Below are 23,245 nucleotides of genomic sequence, written 5' to 3'. Positions count from 1 at the left end.
GACAGAGCCTATCCCTTGACGGCGCCGGTGATGACACCCTTGGTGAAGTGGCGTTGCACGAAGGGGAACACCAGCAGCGCGGGCACGACGGCGAGCATGACGACCGCCATCTTGATCGCCAGGTTCGGTGCGACGACGGCGGTTCCGGGCGTCGGTCCGGCGAAGCCGGTGGGGTTGGTGCCCTGGAGGACCATGCCGCGCAACAGGACCTGGAGCGGCGACATGGAGTTGTCGTCGATGTAGAGGACGGCGTTGAAGAACGCGTTCCAGTAGCCGACGGCGTAGAACAGCGCCACGACGGCCGTCACCGCCTTCGACAGGGGCAGCACGATCCGGGTCAGGATGCGCACCTCGCCGGCGCCGTCGATGCGCGCCGAGTCGAAAAGCTCCTGCGGGATGGCCATGAAGAACGCGCGCAGCACCACCAGGTTGAAGGCGTTGATGGCGCTGGGCAGGATCAGCGCCCAGTAACTGTCCTTCAGGCCGAGTCCGGTGACCATCAGGTAGGACGGCACGAGCCCGGGCCCGAAGAGGAAGGTGAGCAGGAAGACGAACAGCAGCGGCCGGTGCAGCACCGATCCCCGGCGTGAGAGGCCGTAGGCGGCCAGCACCGACAGGACGACGCTGAAGACCGTGCCGACCAGCGTGACGCCCGTCGACACGAGGACCGCGCGGGTCACGGTCCCACCGGACAGGATCTGCTCGTAGGCCCGCAGCGACAGTTCACCGGGGATGACGACGAGGCCGCCCGACTCGTTGATGACCCGCTCGGGCGACAGGCTCGTCACGAGCACCACCCACATCGGGAACACCACGGCCAAGGCGATGCCGGTCAGCGCGATCCCCTTGAGGCCCTTGCCGACCGGGGACGGTTCCTCCTCCCACACGGGACGCTCGGGATGCCTGCGTTTGATGGTCGCGGTCGTCATTGCTTCGAATACACCCCCTGCTCGCCGAGGGCGTGCGCCACCCGGTTCGCCACCAGGATCAGCACGAGGCCGACCACGCCCTTGAAGATTCCGGCGGCTGCGCCGTAACTGAGGTCGCCGACGACGACGCCCTGGAAGTACACGTAGGTGTCGAGGACCTCGGCGGCCCCGGCGCCGACGGCGTCGCGCTGGATCAGGAACTGCTCGAAGCCGACCGAGAGCGCGTTGCCGAGTTTGAGGATCAGCAGCAGCACGATCACCGGCCGCAGGCCGGGAAGCGTGACGTGCCACAGGCGCCGCCGGCGTCCGGCGCCGTCGCTGGCCGCGGCCTCGTAGAGGCTCGGGTTGATCGCCGAGAGGGCCGCGAGGAACACGATCATGCCCCAGCCCGCGTCCATCCACACCGACTGGGCGGTGACCAGCAGCGGGAAGGTCTCGGGGTTGTTCATGATGTTGAGCGGTTCCATGCCCAGTTCGCGCATCTCCTGAGCGAGCAGCCCGGCGCCGCCGAGCATCTGCTCGAAGAAGGAGATGACCAGGACCCACGAGAAGAAGTGCGGCAGGTAGACCACGCTCTGCATGACCTTGCGGACCCGCCGCGACAGCACCGAGTTGAGCAGCAGGGCCAGCGCGATCGGGATGGGGAAGAAGAACACCAGCTGGAAACCGGTCAGCGCCAGGGTGTTGACCGTCGCGTCCCAGAAGCCCGGATCGCTCAGCATGCGCTCGAAGGTGCCGAGCCCGACCCACGCGCTGCCGCCGACGCCCGCGTAGGGGTTGTAGTCCTGGAAGGCGATCGCGTTCCACAGGGTCGGGATGTAGTGGAAGACGACCAGCAGGCCCGCTGCGGGCACGGTCATGGCCAGCAGCGGCCAGTCCCGGCGGAGTCTCGCGGCCAGGGGTGTGCGCCGGCGCCGGCGTACGGCGGGGGCCGCCGTCACCGGTGCCGCACCGGAGGCCCGTTCATCGGTAATCGTCGGCATCGCGGTCCCCCATCGGCCCGGCGACGTGGGAGGGAAGGGATCCGGCCGGTGCCGGATCCCCCGTTGTGCACTGTGGACACCGGCTCACCGGCCGTTGTCGCTGAGGGCCTTGGCGTAGAACTCGCGGCCTTCCTCGCCGCCCTTCTGCAGCCATTCCTTCTTGATGCTCTCCAGCTCCGAGAGCGGGGTGCGGCCGCGGATGATGTCGTTGATCTTGTCCTCAGTCGGCTGCTTGAGGGCCGCCACCTTCGAGGGGATCTCCAGGCGGATGCCCTCCCACGGGTCCTTCTCCATGAACGGCATGGCGGCGTTGTTCCAGTCGACGCGCGCCTGCACCTTGTCGAAGTACTTCGCGGGGGTGATGATCGCCGGGGCGCCGCTGATGCCGGCGTAGGGGGCGGCGACCTCGGTGTTGCCCAGGTCGTTCTTCACCGGTGTTCCGTCGGCGCCCCTGGTGAAGTGCTGTCCTTCGACGCCGAACTGGATCAGTTCCGCCTCCTGCGAACCGTAGGGGGCGCCGCACCAGTTCATGACCCGCAGGATCTCCTTGACCCGGTCCTCACTCAGGTCCTTGCGGATGAAGCTGTAGAACACGACCTTGCCGCCGCCGCGAATGATCGGCGTGGCCTTCCCGTCGTGGGAGTAGGGCAGGACCGGCTGCATGTCGAACTCGGGGTTGATCGCCGGCTCGGTCGCCAGGGCGCCCTCCCAGCCGCCGAAACCGTCGGTGGTCATGAGCATCTCGCCGCTGTTGAACAGCTGCTTGGCGTCGCCGGTGCTGTTCATCATCTCGGGGTGGACGAGACCGTCGGTGAACAGCTTGGTCATGAACTCGATCGCCGCGGCGTACTCCGGCGTCTCGATCTTGTTGACGACCGTGCCGTCGGGGTTCTTGCGCCAGCCCTCCTGGGTTCCCGGCGAACCGAAGAGGCGCTCGACCTCCCAGGTGATGGCGCCGAAGGCCCAGCGCTTGGCGTTGGGGTCGGTGACGGCCTTGCCCAGGTCGTAGAGCTCCTGGGCGGTGGTGGGAGGCACGGCACCGAGCTTGGTGAAGATGTCCTTGCGGTAGAAGAAGCCCCAGGCGAAACCGTCGGAGGGGAAGGGGACGGCCATGAGCTTGCCGTTCCAGATGCACTCCAGCCACGACTTGGTGGGGAGGTTCGCCAGCATCGGGTAGGTCAGCGCCTTGTCGCCCTGGAGGTGCGGCGTCAGGTCGGTGAACAGCGCCTCGGCGGCGTCGCTGAAGTGGGCGAGCCCGGCGACGTTCCACGAGGGGATGCTCAAGACCTCGGGCACGTCCTTGGCGCCGAGGATGGTGTTGAGCTTCTCGTAGTAGGTGACGCCGTCCTGGAGGGAGAACTTGACGGGCACGCCGAGGCGGGTGTTGATCGCGTCGTAGTAGGCGTTGCCGCCGAGGGCGGGCGGGACGGTCCCCCAATGTGGGGCCATCGCGGAGATCTCCTTGCCGCTGGTGCCGGGCGTCTCGGTGATCGCCTGGACCAGATTCCTCGGGTAGCTGAGGTACCCGTTCGGGGCGCCGCCGACGCCGGCGATGTCCGGCGGGATGAGCTCGACCGGCTTGTACGTGGGCATGAGCTGGAGGAGCTTGTCGGTCTGGGTCGCCATGCCCTGGTCACCGGCGCCGCCACCCCCGGATCCGCAGGCGGCGAGCAGGCCGCCGGAGGTGGTGGCGAGGGCGCCGACGCCGAGCAGGGAGAGGAAACCGCGCCGGTCGACCGCCGCCGCGGTGAGGGGTCGTTTCACGTCTGGTCGCTCCTTTCGAAGCGTGTCACCGGATGGCGTGGGAGGACGCCTTCGGTAGAATTAGTTGGGCTATCGTCTAAACAAACTAGTCCATGGTGGCGGAGGCCACAAGGCCGTCTCGGCCGGGTACGCGCGCGGTGCGCCGCCCACCGGCACGGCATGATGAACACGGGGCCCCGCCACGGGGCGCCGGCCACCATCGCGAACGGAGTACGCCGACATGCCGACCGGTCCCAACCCGGCCGATTTCGCCGTGGTTCGTGCCACGAACCTCGCCGTGGTGCTGCGCCATGTCCACGCCAACGCCCCCTGCTCGCGCGCCGACATCGCCGCCGAGACCGGCCTGAACAAGGCCACCGTCTCCAGCCTCGTCGCCGACCTCATCGACCGCCGCCTGCTGCGCGAGACCGGCCTCACCGAACGCCGTATCGGCCGCCCGGCGACCATGCTCGTGCTCGACGGCGAGCCCTACGTCGCGCTCGGGATCGAGGTCAACACCGACTACCTCGCGCTGTCGGCGATCGACCTCGGCGGCGCGCGGATCCTCTCCTGGCGCCGGTCCTTCGACGGCCTCGACTCCACCGCCGCCCGCGCGGCCACCGCGATCGCGGCACTCGCCCGCCGCGCCGCCGCCCGCATCGACCGGCAGGACCGCCGCATCATCGGCCTCACCGTCGGCGTGCCCGGACTGGTCACCCCGGCTGGCGTGGTGGCCAACGCCCCCAACCTCGGCTGGTCCGATGTGGACCTCGCCGCCGCCCTCCGCTCGGCCCTCGGCAACCCCGCCTACCCCGTGACCGTCGACAACGACGCCAACCTGGGCGCGCTCGCCGAGTACCGCTACGGGGCCGCCGCCGGGCATCCCGACAGCGCGTACCTCACCGGTGAGCTCGGCCTCGGCGCCGGGATCCTCATCGCCGGGCAGCTCGTGCGCGGCGCCCGGGGCGCGGCCGGCGAGATCGGGCACGTCGAGGTCGTCGCCGACGGGCCCCTGTGCGCGTGCGGCCGGCGCGGCTGCCTGGAGGCGGTCGCGGGCACGGCGGCGATCGTGCGCCGGATCGACCCGGACAACACCGAGGAGGCCCTGCGCGACCTCGATCCCGAGGTCGCCGAGATCGCCCGGCGTGCCAAGGCCGGGGACAAGGTGGTCGTCGACGCGCTGACCGAGATCGGCGGCCTGCTCGGCCGCGGGGTCGCGGTCCTCGCCAACGTCCTCAACCCCTCGCTGATCGTCCTCGGCGGCCACTACGTGCCCTTGGCGGCGTGGCTGCTGCCGAGCGCGCAGGCCGAGCTGAACCGGCGGGTCATCGCGCCCGACGCGGGCGGCTGCCGCCTGGCCGTCTCCGAGCTGGCGCACTCCGCGGCCGCCTCGGGCGGTGCGGCCTCGGTTCTCGACGCCGTCGACTACGCCAAACTCTCGGTCTGAGGTCCACTCAGGACGGGCGTGTTACCGAAAAGAGACCCACGGCGGCCTTGACCGCCGCGTCGTCGCGGTGCCAGCCTCAATGCACCGCCGCCGAAACAGAACCGAAACCTCTCCGGATATCCGTCGAAACGCTTCGATGAACCGTTCGCCGCCGCCTTTCCGGCCGGCTCGGCCCGGCACGTCGTCGAAGCGCTTCGACACAGGCAAAGGACCGTCGATGAACGCATCCGTCCACCTGGACCACACGCGGCCCCTGACCGAACGCGTCGACGCCCTCCTCGGCGCCTTGAGCTTCGAGGAGAAGGTCGCCTTCCTGCATCAGCACCAGCCCCCGGTCGAGCGCCTGGGGACGGCCGCCTTCACCACCGGGACCGAGGCCGCGCACGGACTGGCCTGGCTCGGTCCGGCCACCGTCTTCCCGCAGGTCGTCGGGCTGGCGAGCACCTGGGACCCGGAACTGATGGAGCGGGTCGGGGCCGCCGTCGGCGACGAGGTACGCGCCTTCCACCACGCGACGGGCCGCTGCGGGCTCAACGTCTGGGCGCCGGTGGTCAACCCGCTGCGCGATCCGCGCTGGGGACGCAACGAGGAGGGCCACGCCGAGGATCCGTGGCTCACCGGTGTGCTCGCCACCGCGTACTCTCGCGGGCTGCGCGGGGACCACCCGGTCTATCTGAAGACCGCGCCCACCCTCAAGCACTTCCTGGCCTACAACAACGAGACCGACCGCTGCGTCACCTCGTCGAACCTCGGGCGGCGCGTGCTGCACGAGTACGAGCTGCCCGCGTATCGCAAGGCCCTGACGGAGGGTGCCGCGGTCGCCGTGATGGCCTCCTACAACCTGATCAACGGGCGTCCCGCGCACGTGTCGCCGCTGATCGGCGAGGTGCTGCGCGAATGGCAGCCCGACGTGGTCGTCGTCAGCGACGCACAGGCGCCGTCCAATCTCGTCGACCCGCAGCACTACTTCGACGACCACGCCCATTCGCACGCGGCCGCGCTGCGCGCCGGTATCGACAGCTTCACCGACAACAGCGCCGACTCGGAGCCCACCATCGCCCGCGTCACCGAGGCCCTCCACAAGGGACTCATCGAGCAGTCCGATGTGGACGTCGCGGTCCGGCGGCTGCTCACCCTGCGCTTCCGGCTCGGCGAGTTCGACCCGCCCGAGCTCAACCCGTACACCGCGATCCCCGCCGAGGTCATCGACTCCCCCGGGCACCGGGCGCTGGCCCGGGAGGCGGCCACCGACGGGTTCGTCCTGCTCAAGCGCGAATGCGGGCTGCTTCCCCTGGCCCCGGAGCGGTCGAGGACCGTGGCGGTCCTCGGGCCGCTCGGCGACCGGCAGCTCACCGACTGGTACAGCGGCACGCTCCCCTACGCGGTGACCGCCAAGGACGGGCTGGCCGCGCGGCTCGGTGCCGACCAGGTCACCGCCGCCGACGGCGCCGACACGATCGCGCTGTCCTCGAACGGCCTGGCGGTCGTCTCCGACGGCCTCGGCGCGCTGCGGCTCGCCCCGAGCCCTCCGACGGCGTTCGCCGCCTACGACTGGGGCGGGGATCAGTGGACGCTGCTGTCGGTCGCGAGTGGACGGTTCGTGACCGTCGCCGAGGACGGGACCCTGAGCGACACCTCCCCCGGCCCGCACGAGTGGGTCGTGCGCGAGACCTTCGTGCCCGGCTACCTCGCCGACGGCGGCCTGCGGCTGCGGCACCCCGGCTCCGGGAAGTGGCTGCGCGCGGGCGATGACGGGATCCTGCGCGCCGACGCGAGTGAGACCGCCGCCGGTGTGTTCACCGTCGAGGTCCTCACCGACGGTGCCGCCGAGGCCGCGCGGCTGGCGGCCGAGGCCGACGTGGCCGTCGTCGTGCTGGGCAACCATCCGCTCGTCAACGGCCGCGAGACCGAGGACCGGCCCGATCTCGCCCTGCCGCCGGCGCAACAGCGGCTGCTGGAGGCCGTGCACGCGGCCAACCCGCGAACCGTCCTGGTGCTGCAGAGCAGCTACCCGTACGCGATCACCTGGGCACAGGACAGGCTCCCGGCGATCCTGTGGTCGGCGCACGGCGGGCAGGAGTACGGCCATGCCCTCGCCGAGGTGCTTTACGGCGACGCCGAACCGGGCGGGCGCCTGACCCAGACCTGGTACCGAGACGCCGCCGACCTTCCCGACCTCCTCGACTACGACGTCATCGCGGGAGAGGCGACCTACCTGTACTTCCGCGGCACGCCGCTGTACCCCTTCGGCCACGGGCTCGGCTACGGAACGGTGGAGTACAAGGAACTCCGCCTCTCGACGGACACGGTCGACGCCGACGGGACGGTCGAGGCCGAAGTCGTCCTGGCCAATCCCGGTGAGCGGCCGGCCGTCGAGGTCGTGCAGCTGTACGGCCACCGCGCGCGCTCCCGGATCCCGACGCCGCTGCGGCAGCTGCGTGCCTTCGCGAAGGTGCGGCTGGCGCCGGGCGAGTCGCGTTCGGTGACCCTGCGGGTGGACGCCGCCGAGCTGGGGCACTGGGACGTGGGCGCCGGGCGGTGGACGGTCCCGGCGGCACGGCACCGGCTCCAGGTGGGCCGGGCCGCGACCGACATCCAGTTGTCGGCGACGATCACCGTCCGTGGGGAGGCGCCGTCGCCCAGGGTCCTGCTCGGCGAGCTGCTCGCCGCCGACCACGACGACTACTGCGACGCGGGCCTGGTGCCGGAGACCCCGCTGTCGGGCGACGCGGTGGCCGCGACGCGCGACGGCGCGTGGACGGCGTTCCACGACGTGACGGTCGATCCGTCGGTCACGGCATGCCGGATGCGGGCGGCGAATCCCTCGCCGATCCCGGCGACGGTGACGCTGCGGCGTTTCGACCCGCACGCCGGGCCGGTGCTGGCGGCCTTCACGGTCCCGCCGACGGGCGGCCCGCAGGAGTTCGCGGTGCTCGACGCCCCGCTGCCGGCCGCGCCGGGGGCCGGGGATCTGTACCTTGTCTACGGCACGGCCGGCATCGTGGTCGGCCGACTGGACTTCCGGGTGGAGAGCACATGACCGAGGCCGGCCGCAAACGCGCGCAACGCCCGGGATCGGTGACCATCGCCGACGTCGCCGGGCACGCCGGGGTCGCCGTGAGCACCGTGTCCTATGTGCTCAGTGGGAAGCGGATGATCTCGGAGACGACCAGGCAGCGCGTCCTGGCCAGCATCCGGGTCCTGGGCTATCACCCGCACGCGGGCGCGCGTTCCCTGGCCAGCAAGCGGTCCAACGTGATCGCGATGGTGCTGCCGCTGCGGTCGGGGATGCACATGCCGGTGCTGATGCGCTTCGCCACGGCCGTCGCGATCACCGCGCGGCAGCACGATCACGACGTGCTCCTGGTGACCGCCGACGAGGGTCCCGACGGGCTGCGGCGACTCGCGGCGGGGTCCATGGTGGACGGTCTGATCCTGATGGACGTGGAGTGGGAGGACCCGCGTGTGCCGCTGCTGCGCGAACTCGACCTGTGCAGCGTGCTCATCGGGATCCCCTCCGACGGCACGGGTCTGACCTGTGTCGACCTCGACTTCGCCGCGGCGGGCGCGGCCTGCGCCGACCACCTCGCCGAGCTCGGCCACACCCGGGTGGCGTTGCTCGGCGCCCCCGCGGTCGTCTACGGCCGTGACACCGGTTTCGCCCGCCGCACCCGCGCGGGCTTCCTCGAACGCGCCGCCGCGCGCGGGATCGAGGCCGCCGCGGTGCCCTGCGAGGACGACGCGGCCTCGGCGGCCGGTGCCGTGCGCGGTGTGCTGGCCAACCATCCGGGCACGACCGGCCTCGCGGTCCACAACGAGGCCGCCGTCGGTCACGTACTGGCCGAGCTGAAAGCCCTGGGGCACAAGGTCGGCCGGGACATCGCGGTGGTCGCGATCTGCCCCGAGGACGTCGCCGAGCGGACCTCGCCGGCGCTGTCCTCGGTGCTCATCCCGGCCGAGGATCTCGGCGAGCGCGCGGTGGCGCTACTGATGTCCAAACTGGACGGTGGCGTCGCGCCGGGCGAGACGCTGCTGGCGCCGCGCCTGACCGTGCGGGAGAGTTCGGGGACGGGTCAGAGCCGGTAGCCCAGCAGCTGACCCGGCCAGTTCTTCTCGCCGACGGTGAAGGTCTCGATCGGCGCGAAGCCCTGCGACACGTAGAAGGCGACGAGCTTGCGGTCGTCGCCGGCGTAGCAGTCGACGCGGACCTGTGCCACGCCCCACGCCTCGGCACGCTCACGGGCGTGCGCCAGCAGGCGGGCGCCGACGCCGTGGCCGCGGAAGGCCCCGGCGGTGATGAGGAACTGGACGTAGAGCTCCGGCTCCTCGGCGACCGCGACGTAGGGCTGCGCCTCGCGGCTGACGGCCAGCGCCCCGGCGGGTTCCCCGTCGATCTCGGCGAGGTAGAACTCGCAGGTGGTCAGCCGGGCGTGCATCTTCTGGGTGATCGCCTGGTTGCCGGTCCAGGGCTTCTCGCCCCACTGTCCGGTGCGGCCCTGGGAGACCAGCCAGGACACGGCGTCGTCGCCCATCTTGAGCACGGTCGGAATGTCGGTTTCGACGGTGCGGCGGATCTTGATGTCGCTCATAGGGCCGTAAGGATACGCGGCCCGTCCTCGGTGACGGCGATCGTGTGTTCGAAGTGGGCGGCGCGGGTGCCGTCGGTGGTCCGGAGCGTCCAGCCGTCGGTGTCGAGGCGCGAGTCGTCGCGGCCGCCGATGTTGAACATCGGCTCGATCGCGATCACCAGTCCGGCGCGCAGGCGCAGCCCGCGACCGGCGGGGCCCTCGTTGGGCACGTGCGGGTCCTCGTGCATGCTGCGGCCGATGCCGTGGCCTCCCCACCCGGCGAGGAGCCCGTATCCGGCGGCGCGGCCGACCTCGCCGATCGCCGCCGAGACGTCGCCCATCTTCGCGCCGGGGACGGCCGCGGCGATTCCGGCGTGCATCGCGCGCCGTGTCGCCTCCATGAGGGCGGTGTCGGCCGGGTCGGCGGCGCCGACGGTGAAGCTGATCGCCGAGTCGCCGCACCAGCCGCCGAGGACGGCTCCGCAGTCGACGCTGACCAGGTCGCCTTCGGCGAGGGGTTCGGCGCCGGGGATGCCGTGCACGATGGCGTCGTTGACGCTGATGCAGGTCACCGCGGGGTAGGGCGTCTTGGCGAAGCCCGGCACGTAGCCGAGGAAGGGCGAGGTCGCGCCCGCGTCGGCGATCACCTGGCCCGCGACGTCGTCCAGCTCCTTCGGCGAGACGCCGACGGCGGCGCGTTCGCGCACGGCGGTCAGCGCCTGGGCGACGACCCGTCCCGCCTCTCGCATGAGGGCGATCTCCGAGGGCGTCTTCAACTCGACCACGGTCCCACTCCGATCCCGTTCGGCCGCTCTCCACGGGCGACCTCGCACCAATACTAATACCGTATTATTATTGCATCATGGTGCGGGACAGACTGACGGAGGCCGAGCGACGGCGCGGGGTGCGCCTCGGACTGCTGCTGCGGCAGGCCAGAGGCGCGCGAAAGGCGACCGAGGTCGCCGCGCTCGCCGGGATCTCGGTGGAGACCCTGCGCAAGATCGAGTCCGGCCGGATCCCGACCCCGGCCTTCTTCACCATCGCCGGGCTCGCCGGCACGCTCGGGCTGTCCCTCGACGACCTGGCGGGAACCTGCGGCGGCGAGGAGGCGGAGACCCGGGCGGCCTGAACCGGCCCCCTGCCACACTCCACCGATGTACCCCGGTGAACTCATCCCCGTCGGCGACGTCTCCCTCCACGTCCGCCGGCTCGGCGAGCCCGTCCCCGGGCGGCCGCCGCTCGTGGTCCTGCACGGCGGGCCGAGCTGGGACCACTCCTACCTGCTTCCCGGGCTCGTCCCGCTCGCGCGCTCCGGCGAGGTCATCGCCTTCGACATGCGCGGTTGCGGGCGCAGCACCCGCGACCTGCCGGCCGAGCGCTACCAGCCGGACCTGGTCGTCGAGGACACCCTGCGCCTGATCGACGCGCTCGGGCACGACACCGTCGACCTGCTCGGCTTCTCCACCGGCGGACAGGTCGCGCAGCTGTTCGTCGAGGCCCATCCCGCACGGGTGCGGCGGCTGGTCCTGGCCTCCACCACCGCCTACGGTGACGTGAGCGAGCACCTCGCGGACTGGCCCGAGTACGAGCGGCGGACGGCGACCGTCACCGACCCGCCCGCCGACTGCACGGATCTACAGTGGACCGTCCACGACGCGCGATCCGGTGCCGTCACGGCGATCTGGGACCTCGGCCGCGTCGACGACTACCTCCGCCTCCTTGACGGCGTGCGGTTCACCGGCGACTGGCTCGCACCGTGGCGACGGGGCCTGTTGCGCCCGTGGCGCCCGGCCGATCCGGCCCGGACCCTGCGCGAATGGGGCGGGCCGGTCCTCATCCTGCACGGCGAGCAGGACATGGGCTTCCCGCTGCCCCTCGCCGAACGACTGCGCGACGCGGTCCCCGGCAGCGTGCTCGCGGTGATCCCGGCGGCCGGGCACATGGCGCATTTCGAGAACCCGGCCCTGTGGGCCGGTCACGTCGCCGTGTTCCTGGGCCCGCGACGCTCTCAGGCCAGGTTGGCCGACCTCGGGTAGGCGTCGGCCGGATCGGTGAGCACGTTCACCAGGTAGGGCACACCGGCCTCGAAGGCGCGCTTGAGCGCCGGCCCGAGCTCGGCCGCCTTCTCGACGGTCTCCCCCGCGCCGCCGAGCGCCGACACGACCTGGTCGTAGCGCAGCCCGGGCTGGAGGTCGGCGGCGACGTCGTAGCCGTACATCGCCTTCATGGGGTGCTTCTCCAGCCCCCAGATGCCGTTGTTGCCGCAGACCATGACCACCGGGAGCTTCTGGCGCACCAGCGACTCCACGTCCATCAGGGAGAAACCGGCCGCGCCGTCGCCGAGCAGCACGCAGATCTGGCGGCCGGGCGCGAGGACCCGCGCGCCCATCGCGTAGCCCATGCCGGTGCCGAGGCAGCCGTACGGGCCGGGATCGAGCCAGCATCCGGGCCGCGAGGGCTCCAGGTACTTGCCCGCGTAGGACACGAAGTCGCCGCCGTCACCGATGGTGATCGCGTCGGCGTCGAGCGCCCGGCGCAGTTCGCCGTAGACCCGGGCGGGCCGGATCGGGTCGGTCTCGGCCGACATCTCCTCGCCCGCCTTGTGCGCGGCGGCGTCCTCGGCGGTCCGCAGCGACGCGATCCACACCTCGTGGTCGGCGCGCAGGCCGCTGTAGGAGGCCAGTTGCGTCAGCGCGAGACGCAGGTCGCCGTACGGGGCCGCCGCCGTGGTGACGTGCGTGGCGAGCTGACTCTCGGCGTCGACGATGTGCACGACCTGCGCGTCGCCGAAGTCGCCGAAACCGAGCCGGAAGTCGAGCGGGGTGCCGATGACGGCGACCACATCGGCGCTCTTGATGGCGGTGCGGCGGCTGCGGGCGAAGGCCAGGTCGTGCGAGGGCGGCAGCGCGCCACGGCCCATCCCGTTGGTGAACAAGGGGATCCGCAGCGCCTCGACGCATTCGCGCAGGGCCGCGAAGGCGTCGGCGGCGTACACGTCGGACCCGGCGATGACGACGGGCCGTTCGGCGCGCGCGAGCAGCGCGGCGGCACGGGCGACCTCGTCGGGGTCGGGTTCGGTGACGGCGGGCGCGACCGCGTCGGGGATCTCGGTCTCGGCGCGGGAGAAGACGACTTCGAGTGGGAGGTCGAGGAAGACCGGGCCGCGGTGGGCGCCGAGCGCGCGGCGGACCGCGTCGTCCACATCGGACACGATGGCGGTGGTGTCGGTGACCGTCGCGGCGTGTTTGGTGACGGGGGCGAGGATGGGGACGTGGTCGAGTTCCTGGAGGCTGCCCGCGCCCCAGCGCCACATGGCCGCGCGCCCGGCCAGCACGACCACCGGTGAGCCGTTGAACTTCGCCGTGGTCACCGCCGAGATCCCGTTGGTGACACCGGGTCCGGCGGTCAGGACGGCCAGCGAGGGCCGTCTGCCCAGCCGCGCGACGGCTTCGGCGGCGAAGACCGCCGTCTGCTCGTGGCGCACGTCGTAGATGGGCACGTCCTGTTTGACGGCCGCGTCGTAGAGCGGGAACACGTGCCCGCCCGACAGGGTGAACATCTCGCGAACGCCGTGACCCCGCAGGGTCGCCAGGGCCAGATCGCCACCGGTGCCTTCCATGTGCACGTCCTCGTTGACGGCCGACAGGTCTCGGTGCCTGCGACGGACACCGCTCCCACGCAGACTACGCGCCGGTAGCCTCGTTCGGCGCGCGGTGACCGATTCGCCGGGCCGGTACTCCCCCGAAGACGGCACGGGCGGGGACGTCGCGGGTCACCACGGCTCCCGCGCCGACGACCGCGCCGGGTCCGATGTGGACTCCACGGGTGACGACGGTCTTGGTGCCCAGCCAGCAGTCGTCGCCTATCTCGATGGGCGACTTGACGATCCCCTGGTCCTTGATGGGACGCGTGAGCTCGGCGATCCGGTGGTCGAAGTCGATGACGTAGACCTCGTCGGCCAGCAGACACGCCCGTCCTATGTGGACGTCGAGGTAGGCGTTGACGGTGACGCGGGCGGCGAGCACCGTCTCGGCGCCGATGCGCACGGTCCCCTCGTGGGCGCGGATCGCCGTACCGTCACCGATGTGGACGCCCGGTTCGATGATGAGGCGGCCGTGACCCCGGCGGGCGTGGAGACGCACGCCGCGGCCCAGGTAGACCGGCCAGGAGACTTGGACGTGCGGTCCGGTCAGGCGCACGCGCGCGAAGCGCAGCGCCCAGACCAGCCGCCGCCACCAGGTCATCGCGGTTTTGTACCCGTGATGAGGACGTTGTAGAACAGGTCCCGCGGCAGGACCCCGGAGAGGGCCTCGTCCACTTTCGACAGTGCCTGCCAGCTCCGGTAGGCGAAGTTCGCCCAGCCGAAGCCGAGCCGCTCGCGCGGGACGGCGGCCTCGAAGGTCCGCACCGGCCAGCCGAAGATCGCCGCGGTCAGCTCCTCGGTCTTGACCTCGACGTCGGCCGCGCCGGCCCGCACGGCCATGTCGCGCAACTCGCCGGGCACGAAGGTGTGCAGGTCCACGACCGCTTCGAGCGCGGCGGCCTCGGAGGACTCGTCGAGCTCCACCTGCGGGCGCCGGAAGCCCTCCAGGCCGGGCAGTTTCGTCACGGTCGTCGTCGCCCACCAGGTAAGCCGGCCGAGGCGCCGGGCGTAGAAGTCGCCGACGCGCGTCGGGTCGCCGGCGAAGACGAAACGGCCACCGGGCTTGAGGACCCGCAGGACCTCGCCGAAGGCGAGTTCCACGTCGGGGATGTGATGCAGGACGGCGTGGCCGACGACGAGGTCCATCGACGCGTCCTCGTAGGGGATCTCCTCGGCGTCGGCGACGCGGCCGGAGACGTCGAGGCCGAGGGCCTCGCCGTTGCGGCAGGCGGTCTCGACCATGCGCGGGGAGATGTCGGTGACGTGCCCGCGCTCGATCACCCCGGCCTGCATGAGGTTGAGGGTGAAGAAGCCGGTGCCGCAGCCGACTTCGAGAGCGTCGCCGTAGGGCCAGCCCTCGCGCCCGGCCATCAGCGCGAAGCGCTCACGGGCGTAGTCGACGCAGCGGTCGTCGTAGGAGATCGACCACTTCTCGTCGTAGGTCTCCGCCTCCCAGTCGTGGTAGGCGATGTTGGCGGCCTTGGGGTCGTCGCGCAGCTCGTCGTAGAGGGTCATCGACCGGTGAACTCCGGTTTCGACTTGTCGATGAACGCCTTCATCCCGACGTTCTTGTCCTCGGTGGCGAACAGGCCCGCGAAGAGCTGCGACTCCCAGTTGAGCGCGCTGGCGAGGTCCATCTCCAGGCCGCCGTCGATGGCGGCCTTCGCCGCCCGCAGCGCCTGCGCCGGGCCCTTCGCGTACGACTTGACCATCTCCACGGCGGTGTCGAAGACATCGTCGGCGGGGACGACGCGGTCGACGAGGCCGATCGCGAGGGCCTCCTGCGCGTCGACCATGCGGCCGGTGAAGATCAGGTCCTTGGCCTTGGCCGGCCCGATCAGGCGCGGCAGCCGCTGCGTGCCGCCCGCGCCGGGGATGATGCCGAGACGGATCTCGGGCTGGCCGAGCTTGGTGTCGTCGGCGCAGACCCGCAGGTCGGCGGTCAGCGCGAGCTCGCAGCCGCCGCCGAGGGCGTAACCGGTGATGGCGGCGACGACCGGCTTGGGGATGCGCGCGACGGCGTCGAAGGCGCTCGACAGGTCGCGGGCGCGCGCGGTCATGTCGACGTAGTCCATGTCCGCCATCTCTTTGATGTCGGCGCCCGCGGCGAAGACCTTCTCGCCGCCGAAGAGCACCACCGCGCGGATCTCGCTGCGGGCGCTCGCCTCGTGCGCGGCGGCGCGCAGCTCCTCCTGGACCTGCATGTTGAGGGCGTTCATCGGGGGTCGCGACAGGCGGATCACGCCGATGCCGCCGGTGACTTCGAGGCGTACGAACTCGGTCATGGAGGGGATGTTACCGGGGAGTTAGACGCGTCGGCCCGGGGCTGTTGCGGCCTGGGACGCGGCGATACCGGACAGCGCCTCCTCGACCGCCTCGGCGACCGGCAGCTCGCGGGCGAGCGCGCCCCTCGCGGCGGCGATCATCGCGCCGCTGACCGCGCCGACCAGGGCGAGCGACTCCAGCTCGCCGAGCTCACCGGGCCGGGTGGCGCGCAGAGCCTCGGCGAGGCGCTCCTGGGCGTCGAAGAGGCGCTGCAGGACGGCGGCCTGGAGCGCCGGGACGGTGAGGGTGAGCCGCAGCCGCAGGAGCTCCAGCTCGTCGCGGGGGTCGCGCGGCCCGGTCAGGGCCGAGCCGATCGCGCGGACGAGGACCGCGGCGGCGGTCTCGCCGTCGTGGCGCTCGCCGATGGTCCGCAGGACGAAGTCCATCTGCCCGGGCTCGGAGAAGACGACGTCCTCCTTGGCCGGGAAGTGGTTGAAGAAGGTCCCCGGGGACACGTCGGCGGCGGCGGCGATCTCGTTGATCGTCGTCTCCTCGTATCCGCGCTCGTCGAAGAGGCGGTAGGCCGCCTCCACGACCGCGCGCCGGGTCCGCTGCTTCTTGCGTTCGCGCATGCCTTGAGCGGCGCCTTCGGTCATGCCGAGACCTTACTACAGCGACCACTTAATTGAAGCTGCTACATTTTTGTAGTTACTTCAGTCAACCGGAGGGAACGAACCCCATGTGCGGATTCACCGGATGGGTCTCCTACGACCGCGATCTACGCGCCGAGCGCGACACCCTCGACGCCATGACCGCGACCATGGCCCGCCGCGGCCCCGACGACGAAGGCGTGTGGGCCGGCGAACACGCCGCCCTCGGCCACCGCCGTCTCGCGATCATCGACATCGACGGCGGCGCCCAGCCCATGCGCGCCGACACCCCCGACGGTCCCGTCGTCCTCGTCTACGCCGGCGAGACCTACAACTTCACCGAGCTGCGCGCCGAACTCCGCGGGCGCGGCCACCGCTTCACCACCGCCTCCGACACCGAGGTCGTCCTGCGCGCCTACCTCGAATGGGGCCCCGCCCTCGCCGAGCGCCTCAACGGCATGTTCGCCTTCGCGATCTGGGACGGGCGGACCGAACGGCTGGTCATGGTCCGCGACCGGCTCGGCGTCAAGCCCTTCTACTACTTCCCCACCCCCGACGGGGTCCTCTTCGGCTCGGAGCCCAAGTCGATCCTCGCCAATCCCCTCGCCGAACCGGCCCTCGACACCGACGGCCTGCGCGACGTCGTGTCCTTCATCAGCACCCCCGGGCACGGCTTCTGGGCCGGCATGCGCACCGTCGAGCCCGGCACGGTCGTCGCCGTCGACCGCGGCGGGATCCGGACCGACGTCTACTGGACGCTCCCCGCGACCGAGCACACCGACGACCTCGACACCACCGTCTCCCACATCCGCGAACTGCAGGAGGACATCGTCACCCGCCAGCTCGTCGCCGACGTCCCGCTGTGCTCGCTGCTGTCCGGCGGCCTTGACTCCAGTGCGCTGACCGCCCTGGCCGCCAAGGCCCGCGACGGCCGGCTCGCCACCTTCGCCGTCGGCTTCGGCGAGTTCATCGCCGACGACCTGCGCGGCACCTCCGACACCGCCTTCGCCCGCGAGGTCGCCGCCCACGCCGGCACCGACCACCACGAGATCGCCCTCGACACCGGCATGCTGACCGACCCCGCGCTGCGCGAACGGGTCGTGCGGGCGAACGACGTCCCATGGGGAGGCGGCGACGCCTACGCCTCCCTGCTGCTGCTGTTCCAGGCCGTCCGCGAGCGCTCGACCGTCGCGCTGTCCGGCGAGACCGCCGACGAGGTCTTCGGCGGCTACCGCTGGACCCACTGGTCGGCCGAGCGCGAGCCGGAGACCTTCTCGTGGCTGACGCTCGTCCCACCGCGAGACGGCATCCTCACCCCCGAGCTGCGCGAGACACTCGACCTGCCGGACTACGTCCACGACCGCTACGCCGAAGCGCGCGCCCGCACCGCGCGACTGCCCGGCGAGAGCGGCCTTGAGCGGCGAATGCGCGAGGACTCCCACCTGCACCTGACCGTCCTGCTGCCGCTCCTGCTCGACCGCAAGGACCGGATGAGCATGGCCACCGGGCTGGAAGTGCGCGTCCCCTACTGCGACCACCGCCTCATCGAGTACGTCCACAACGTCCCCTGGGCGATGAAGACCTTCGACGGCCGCGAGAAGAGCCTGCTGCGCGCCGCCGTCGCCGACGTCCTGCCACGGTCCGTTCTCGACCGCGTCAAGAGCCACTACCCGCAGACGCAGGACGCCGGCTACTCCACGGCACTGCGGACGCTGGCGCGGCGGTACCTGGACGAGCCGGGACACCGGCTGTTCGACCTCGTCGACCGCGAGCGGCTCACGGCGGCGGCGAACGGGGAAGGGGCACTGGAGATCGGGACGCGCCTGGGCTTGGAGCTGGCACTGGACCTGGGTGTGTGGCTGGAGGAGTACTCGCCTTCGCTGAAGCCGGGGTGAGGGACCGGGTCACGTCGCCCTGTCGGTTCGCCGACAGGACGGCAACCCGGTGATCATCCGCTCGTTGGATGACGTGAACAACCCGAAAGGGGAAGAATGAGTACTGTGCCGGTGATGGGACTTGACGACCACACGGACTGGACAGTCGACGACCTTGAGCGGCTGCCCGACAACGGCCTGCGCTATGAACTCGCGGACGGGGTGCTGCTGGTGACGCCTGCGCCGACCCCGCTCCACCAGCGAGCGGTCCTGCGGCTCGCCATGCGGCTGGATGCCGCCTGCCCTGCCCATCTGGAGGTCTTCGTGGCCCCCATCGACTTCCAGCCGAACATCCGCCGCTCCTTCCAGCCGGATGTCCTGGTCGCACGCAAACAGGACATCGGCGAGAAGAGGCTCATCCGTCCACCCGTCCTGGCCATCGAGGTACTGTCCCCGGGCACGGCCCTGGTCGACCTCAACCTCAAGCGCAAGACCTACGCCGAGAGCGGGATCATGTCGCACTGGGTCGTCGACCCCGCACGCGAGACGATCGCGATCAACGAGCTGGACGGCGCCCAGTACGTCGAGACCCTTTCGGCGACCGGCGAGGAAGTCCTGACGGCGACCACCCCCTTCCCCGTCGCCATCCGCCCGGCCGACCTCGTCCTCTGACACGCCCTAAGGCGCGCACCCCTCCGCGACCGGTGGCTGCGCGCCGGGTTCGAGCACCAGCGGCCCACCCGTCAGCACGCCCAGCACGTTGCGCCAGCCGCCCGAGCCCGGATTGAAGATCTCGCTGTGCGCGTGGATCCCGCGGATCTCGGTCCCCGCGAGGGGACCGAGCGGGCGGCCGATGTCGTCGGGGGCGTTCGGGTCGTCGACGTGGAAGCCGCTGTCGAGCAGGATCGTCCCGGGCATCTCGTCGGGGTCGAGGCCGTGACCGATGCCCGGCCCGTCGCCCGAGCCCTGCACGTAACCGATCAGGTCTGCCGGGGCGGTCATCGAGTAGCGCGGGCGGCACGGCTCGTCGAGCTGCTCGATCCCCTTCACGCCGTGTCCCGACCCCGCCGAGGCGAGGTGCAGGACCACGTCGGCCGACAGGCCCTCGGTCTCGGCGAGCCCGACGACCGGGCCACCGTAGGAATGCCCGATCGCCACGACCGTCGTCGCCGGAGCCAACCGCGCCCGCAGGTCCTGGCTGAAGGCCGCCAGGCGCGGCGCCGCGCGCTCCGCGTAGGTCGACGCGCCCTCCTGGAGCCACCCGCTGGGGAACTCCGCGCCGGCCCACACGATGATCGCGAGTTTCCCGTCGGCCTCCGGCGCGTTGACGAAACTCTCCGCGCGCAGGGCATAGCGGATGAAGTTGTCGCTGACGACCGACGCGCTCCCGCCGGGGACCATCAGACCGACGCGGTCGGCGGTGTCGAGGTCCCCGATCAGCTCCGCCCAGCTGCCCTGGCCGTTGTTGGCGCTCGGGTCGAAATAGATCAGGTCGTGCCCGCGCGCGTTGGCGCCGGCGAAGAACTCGGCGTACGGCAGCGCCGCGAGCTCCGATGGCGGTGTCCACACCGGCACCGGCACCCGCGTGCTGCTCGCCGTCTCGGCGGTCAGCCGGATCCGGTTGGCGGCGACGCGGGTCGGATAGGGAGCGCCGTCGAGGTTCCCGATCGAGTCGGGGAACAGCACCGCCGCCCAATCGGCGACCTCCGCCGAGATCGCCGCGAAGAACCGCCGCACCGACGAGGCCTCGGTGTCCTGGTGGGACAGCAGACTGATCGCCGCCGCGAAGGGATCGCCGGGCAGGTCCGAGGGGTCGCGCTCGACCGCCGCCACCGACAGGTCCGGGTCCTCCGCCACCGCCAGCGCCGCGTCGGCCGCCGGGAGCGCGCCGACCGCGGGCGGCAGCATCACGTCGATGAGGTTGCGCGGGATGACGTCGAGCGGCGAACCGGCCAGCTCGTCGGCCGGGTCCGCGCCCACCGGCGCGGCCGCGTTCGTCGGGTAGAACAGGCTCGGGATCGTCACCACCGAGACGGCGGCGAGCGCCAGCAGCACGGCCAACCTCAACCGTGCCTCAAGCCGCTCCCGCCAACCGCTCACATAGCTTGTATAACACCGTGACCGGACAACTCCGCCCGCTTTGATCATTGCTCCGCGGGCGACGGTCAGATCGCCCGGGCGGTGTAGCGGTCGGCGTTCTTGGTCAATTCGAGCTTCACGCCGAAGGTCTTGGTGAGGTTCTCACTGGTCAGCGTCTCGTCGATGAGCCCGGCGGCGACCACACCGCCGTCGCTGAGGAGCAGCGCGTGGGTGAACCCGGGCGGAATTTCCTCCACATGGTGCGTGACGAGAACCAGGGCCGGCGCGTCGGGATCGTAGGCGAGTTCCGAAAGACGCGCGACGAGCGACTCGCGGGCACCGAGGTCGAGCCCGGCGGCGGGCTCGTCGAGGAGCAGCAGTTCGGGGTCGGTCATGAGCGCGCGGGCGATCTGGGTGCGCTTGCGCTCGCCCTCGGACAGCGTCCCGTAGGTCCGGTCGGCGAGTTCGGCCATGCCCAGCTGGCCGAGGAGGGCGCGGGCGCGCTGCTCGTCGACCGGGTCGTACTCCTCACGCCAGCGGCCGAGGACCGACCAGGCGGCGGTGATGACGACGTTGGCGACGGTCTCGTCGCCGGGGATCTGCTCGGCGAGCTGCGCGGTGGCCAGGCCGATGCGGGGCCGCAGTTCGAAGATGTCGACGCGGCCGAGGCGCTCGCCGAGGAGTTCGACGGTGCCCGAGGTCGGATGCATCCGGCCGGAGATGAGGTTGAGCAGGGTCGTCTTCCCGGCGCCGTTGGGCCCGAGGACGACCCAGCGTTCGTCGAGTTCGACCTGGAAGCTCAGGTCGCGCAGCAGCAGACTGCGGCCGCGGCGGACGACGGCGGAGTCCACGGAGATGACGAGATCTGTCGGCTCTGGCACGGGCTAATCCAATCACGACCTTTCGGGGAGGGCGGGAAGTGGTGCGCACAACGTATGGTGTGCCACCGGAGGTGATGCAGGTGACAGTCGTCTGCGAAATCAGCGGACTGCGCAAGGAGTTCCGTACACTGCGCCGCGGCCGGGTGGTCGCCGTCGACGGACTCGACCTGGTCGTCCACAAGGGAGAGGTGCACGGGTTCCTCGGTCCCAACGGTTGTGGCAAGACCACGACCCTGCGCGCGCTGCTCGGCCTGGTCCGGGCCGACGCGGGCATCATGCGGGTCTTCGGGCACGCGGTGCCGCAGCAACTTCCGCAGGTCGTGAACCGGGTCGGCTCGATCGTCGAGGCGCCGAACTTCTTCGGGAACTTCACCGGCTTCCAGACACTCGACCTGCTGGCCCGTTCGGTCGGGATCCCCCGGCAGCGCATCGACGAGGTCCTGGAGATCGTCGGTCTGCGCGACCGGGCCAAGCAGAAGGTCAAGGCCTACTCGCTGGGCATGCGGCAGCGGCTGGCGGTCGCCTCGGCGCTGCTGAAGAAGCCCGAGCTGCTGATCCTCGACGAGCCCGCCAACGGCCTCGACCCGGCCGGCATCCGCGAGATGCGCGAGCTGATGCAGGGACTGGCCGCCAACGGCATCACCGTCCTGGTCTCCTCGCACCTGCTGGGCGAGGTCCAGCAGTTGTGCGACACCGTGACGATCGTGTCGCGCGGCCGCCGGGTCCACACCGGCAAGGTCGACGACGTCCTCGCCTCGCAGTACACCGGTGACGTGCGGGTGCAGGTGCCCGACCCGGCCGCCGCCCTCGCCGTGCTCGCCGAGGCCGGGCTTGAGGCCCACCAGGTCGAGCGGCACATCGTCGTCCCCCGCATGCAGGACCCCGCCTTCGTGACCCGCACGCTCGGCGAGCGCGACATCTGGGTGTCCGAACTGGTGCAGATCCGTCCCGACCTGGAGACGGTGTTCCTCCAGCTGACGGGGACCGCGCCGGTCGACGGCCGCTACCCGCAGGTCGACGACTCCGTGATCGTCCCCGTGCCGATGCACGGGCCCCCGCCCCCGCCGCCACCACCCTTGGGCGAGGTGCCCGTGACCGTGGCAGCCGAGCCGCCGCCGCAGCCGGCCGCCCCGGGAGAGGAGACCGCCCGATGAGACTCCTCCTGGTGGAGGTCCGGCGCTTCTTCACGCGCCGCTTCGGCCTCGTCATGTCCCTGGCCACGATCGGCGTCATGGGCGCGATCCTGGTCGTGTCGATGGCCAACTCGCACAAGCCGAGCGCCTCCGAGATCGAGTACGCCGAGGCCGAGGCGAACCGGGCGCGCGTCGACGCGGCGGCGCAGCAGGCGGAGTGCCTGGAGATGACCGGCCTGCCGCCGGAGATCAACGGGGAGTACAACTACTTCGCCGGCGAGGACTGCTCCACGTACGACCCCGACCTCGTCGACACCGCCGACTACCTTGAGAACGTCATCACCTTCACCCAGGACGCGCCCCCGCTGATGTACGCCTTCGGGTCGCTCATCGCGATGGCGGGGCTGGTCACGGCCGCGTCCTTCATCGGCGCGGAGTGGCCGAGCGGCGGGATGACGAACCTGATGCTGTGGAAGCCGCGGCGGATGGAGATCTTCTTCAGCAAGCTCGGGGCCGCGGTCATCACGGTGACCGCGGGCGCGATCGGGCTGAGCGCGGTCTTCCTGTTCCTGCTGTGGGTGATCACCTCGGTCGGCGGGTACGTCGGGGACTTCAGCGGGGCCTGGCTGGGCAACTTCGTCGAGCAGTGCCTGCGGATGGCGGTGCTGCCGGTCCTGCTCACGCTGATCGGTTTCGCCGTCGCGATGCTCGGGCGCCGCACGGCCGCGGCCCTCGGCGCGCTCGCCGGTTACGCCGTCGTCTTCGAGTTCGGGCTGCGGCTGCTGGCGCAGCTCCTGCCGGGCCTGTACTACCTGGAGGCGCTGCTGCTGTCGCCTTACGTGGTGGCGTGGCTGGACGGGCATTACCAGATCGAGGACAACAGCTACTACTACGACGACTACTACGGCGACTACCAGGATCGCGGTATCGACATCAACGCCTTCGGCGGCATCAGCGCGCTGGTGCTGTTCACCGCCGCGCTGGTGGCGGTCGCGGCGCTGGTGTTCAAGCGCCGGGACGTCGCCAGCAACTGACGCGCTCAGGACACCG

21 protein-coding genes are annotated in these 23,245 nt (G+C 71.2%); 9 read left to right on the top strand and 12 right to left on the bottom strand.

Annotated features, from left to right (window positions below):
* Window positions 1-8: 8 nt before the first annotated feature.
* From HNR73_RS00875 to HNR73_RS00865, 3 genes are all read right to left on the bottom strand, one after another.
* Window positions 9-929 carry a carbohydrate ABC transporter permease gene (locus HNR73_RS00875; protein ID WP_184785249.1) on the bottom strand — a complete coding sequence of 307 codons (921 nt, stop codon included), beginning with the start codon at window positions 927-929 and terminating at the stop codon, window positions 9-11.
* The gene (locus HNR73_RS00870; RefSeq protein ID WP_184785248.1) at window positions 926-1,912 is read right to left on the bottom strand and encodes an ABC transporter permease; all 987 of its coding nucleotides are present in this window, start codon (window positions 1,910-1,912) and stop codon (window positions 926-928) included. Before HNR73_RS00870 ends, HNR73_RS00875 begins: the two co-directional genes overlap by 4 nt.
* An 84-nt stretch (window positions 1,913-1,996) precedes the next feature.
* Complete coding sequence (locus tag HNR73_RS00865; RefSeq protein WP_184785247.1) at window positions 1,997-3,676, bottom strand: extracellular solute-binding protein; 1,680 nt, start codon at window positions 3,674-3,676, stop codon at window positions 1,997-1,999.
* Between the two features lie 220 nt (window positions 3,677-3,896).
* Between HNR73_RS00865 and HNR73_RS00860 the strand changes: the two genes are divergently transcribed.
* The 3 genes from HNR73_RS00860 (at window position 3,897) to HNR73_RS00850 (ending at window position 9,188) form a co-directional block, all read left to right on the top strand.
* On the top strand, window positions 3,897-5,102 hold the full coding sequence (locus HNR73_RS00860; protein ID WP_184785246.1) for an ROK family transcriptional regulator: 1,206 nt from the start codon (window positions 3,897-3,899) through the stop codon (window positions 5,100-5,102).
* A 217-nt stretch (window positions 5,103-5,319) separates the two neighbouring features.
* A complete protein-coding gene (locus HNR73_RS00855) occupies window positions 5,320-8,142 on the top strand; it encodes a glycoside hydrolase family 3 protein (RefSeq protein WP_184785245.1) in 2,823 nt (940 codons plus the stop codon).
* Window positions 8,139-9,188: a LacI family DNA-binding transcriptional regulator gene (locus HNR73_RS00850; protein ID WP_184785244.1), complete on the top strand. Its 1,050-nt coding sequence runs from the start codon at window positions 8,139-8,141 to the stop codon at window positions 9,186-9,188. Before HNR73_RS00855 ends, HNR73_RS00850 begins: the two co-directional genes overlap by 4 nt.
* On the opposite strand, the gene HNR73_RS00845 is transcribed toward HNR73_RS00850, so the two are convergent.
* Both HNR73_RS00845 and map read right to left on the bottom strand, forming a co-directional pair.
* Window positions 9,176-9,691, bottom strand: a complete 516-nt coding sequence (locus HNR73_RS00845; RefSeq protein WP_184785243.1) for a GNAT family N-acetyltransferase — start codon at window positions 9,689-9,691, stop codon at window positions 9,176-9,178. The genes HNR73_RS00850 and HNR73_RS00845 overlap by 13 nt on opposite strands.
* Window positions 9,688-10,455, bottom strand: coding sequence for a type I methionyl aminopeptidase (gene map, locus HNR73_RS00840; RefSeq protein WP_184785242.1), 768 nt, complete (start codon window positions 10,453-10,455; stop codon window positions 9,688-9,690). The genes HNR73_RS00845 and map overlap by 4 nt, the downstream gene beginning before the upstream one ends.
* A gap of 77 nt (window positions 10,456-10,532) precedes the next feature.
* On the opposite strand from map, the gene HNR73_RS00835 reads away from it, so the two are divergent.
* Both HNR73_RS00835 and HNR73_RS00830 read left to right on the top strand, forming a co-directional pair.
* Window positions 10,533-10,799, top strand: coding sequence for a helix-turn-helix domain-containing protein (locus HNR73_RS00835; RefSeq protein WP_184785241.1), 267 nt, complete (start codon window positions 10,533-10,535; stop codon window positions 10,797-10,799).
* Window positions 10,800-10,824: 25 nt separating this feature from the next.
* Window positions 10,825-11,706, top strand: coding sequence for an alpha/beta fold hydrolase (locus HNR73_RS00830; RefSeq protein WP_184785240.1), 882 nt, complete (start codon window positions 10,825-10,827; stop codon window positions 11,704-11,706).
* Here the strand turns inward: HNR73_RS00830 and HNR73_RS00825 are convergent.
* From HNR73_RS00825 to HNR73_RS00805, 5 genes are all read right to left on the bottom strand, one after another.
* Complete coding sequence (locus HNR73_RS00825) at window positions 11,679-13,289, bottom strand: acetolactate synthase (RefSeq protein WP_184785239.1); 1,611 nt, start codon at window positions 13,287-13,289, stop codon at window positions 11,679-11,681. The two genes, HNR73_RS00830 and HNR73_RS00825, sit on opposite strands and share 28 nt — an antisense overlap.
* Before the next feature lie 64 nt (window positions 13,290-13,353).
* Entirely contained in the window at window positions 13,354-13,914 is a 561-nt protein-coding gene (locus tag HNR73_RS00820; protein WP_184785238.1) for an acyltransferase, read from the bottom strand.
* Window positions 13,911-14,828 (bottom strand): class I SAM-dependent methyltransferase, encoded by a 918-nt coding sequence (locus HNR73_RS00815; RefSeq protein WP_184785237.1) that lies wholly within the window; start codon window positions 14,826-14,828, stop codon window positions 13,911-13,913. Before HNR73_RS00815 ends, HNR73_RS00820 begins: the two co-directional genes overlap by 4 nt.
* Entirely contained in the window at window positions 14,825-15,598 is a 774-nt protein-coding gene (locus tag HNR73_RS00810; RefSeq protein ID WP_184785236.1) for an enoyl-CoA hydratase/isomerase family protein, read from the bottom strand. Before HNR73_RS00810 ends, HNR73_RS00815 begins: the two co-directional genes overlap by 4 nt.
* A gap of 21 nt (window positions 15,599-15,619) precedes the next feature.
* The gene (locus tag HNR73_RS00805) at window positions 15,620-16,234 is read right to left on the bottom strand and encodes a TetR/AcrR family transcriptional regulator (RefSeq protein ID WP_184785235.1); all 615 of its coding nucleotides are present in this window, start codon (window positions 16,232-16,234) and stop codon (window positions 15,620-15,622) included.
* Between the two features lie 83 nt (window positions 16,235-16,317).
* Here HNR73_RS00805 and asnB point away from each other — a divergent pair, with 83 nt between their 5' ends.
* Both asnB and HNR73_RS00795 read left to right on the top strand, forming a co-directional pair.
* A complete protein-coding gene (asnB, locus tag HNR73_RS00800) occupies window positions 16,318-18,123 on the top strand; it encodes an asparagine synthase (glutamine-hydrolyzing) (protein WP_184785234.1) in 1,806 nt (601 codons plus the stop codon).
* A gap of 114 nt (window positions 18,124-18,237) precedes the next feature.
* Entirely contained in the window at window positions 18,238-18,774 is a 537-nt protein-coding gene (locus HNR73_RS00795; protein ID WP_203686594.1) for a Uma2 family endonuclease, read from the top strand.
* 6 nt (window positions 18,775-18,780) lie between these two features.
* Here the strand turns inward: HNR73_RS00795 and HNR73_RS00790 are convergent, their stop codons facing one another.
* Together HNR73_RS00790 and HNR73_RS00785 are read right to left on the bottom strand one after the other, a co-directional pair.
* Window positions 18,781-20,202, bottom strand: a complete 1,422-nt coding sequence (locus HNR73_RS00790; RefSeq protein ID WP_184785232.1) for an alpha/beta hydrolase — start codon at window positions 20,200-20,202, stop codon at window positions 18,781-18,783.
* A 65-nt stretch (window positions 20,203-20,267) separates the two neighbouring features.
* Window positions 20,268-21,062, bottom strand: a complete 795-nt coding sequence (locus HNR73_RS00785) for an ABC transporter ATP-binding protein (RefSeq protein WP_184785231.1) — start codon at window positions 21,060-21,062, stop codon at window positions 20,268-20,270.
* 80 nt (window positions 21,063-21,142) lie between these two features.
* On the opposite strand from HNR73_RS00785, the gene HNR73_RS00780 reads away from it, so the two are divergent.
* On the top strand, window positions 21,143-22,216 hold the full coding sequence (locus HNR73_RS00780) for an ABC transporter ATP-binding protein (RefSeq protein ID WP_184785230.1): 1,074 nt from the start codon (window positions 21,143-21,145) through the stop codon (window positions 22,214-22,216).
* Entirely contained in the window at window positions 22,213-23,229 is a 1,017-nt protein-coding gene (locus HNR73_RS00775; protein WP_184785229.1) for an ABC transporter permease subunit, read from the top strand. The genes HNR73_RS00780 and HNR73_RS00775 overlap by 4 nt, the downstream gene beginning before the upstream one ends.
* Window positions 23,230-23,245: the final 16 nt, after the last annotated feature.

The sequence above is a fragment of the Phytomonospora endophytica genome (assembly GCF_014202425.1).
GTDB lineage: Bacteria > Actinomycetota > Actinomycetes > Mycobacteriales > Micromonosporaceae > Phytomonospora > Phytomonospora endophytica.
Note: the sequence above shows the minus strand (reverse complement) of the source record. Positions and strands in the feature narration are given on the sequence as shown.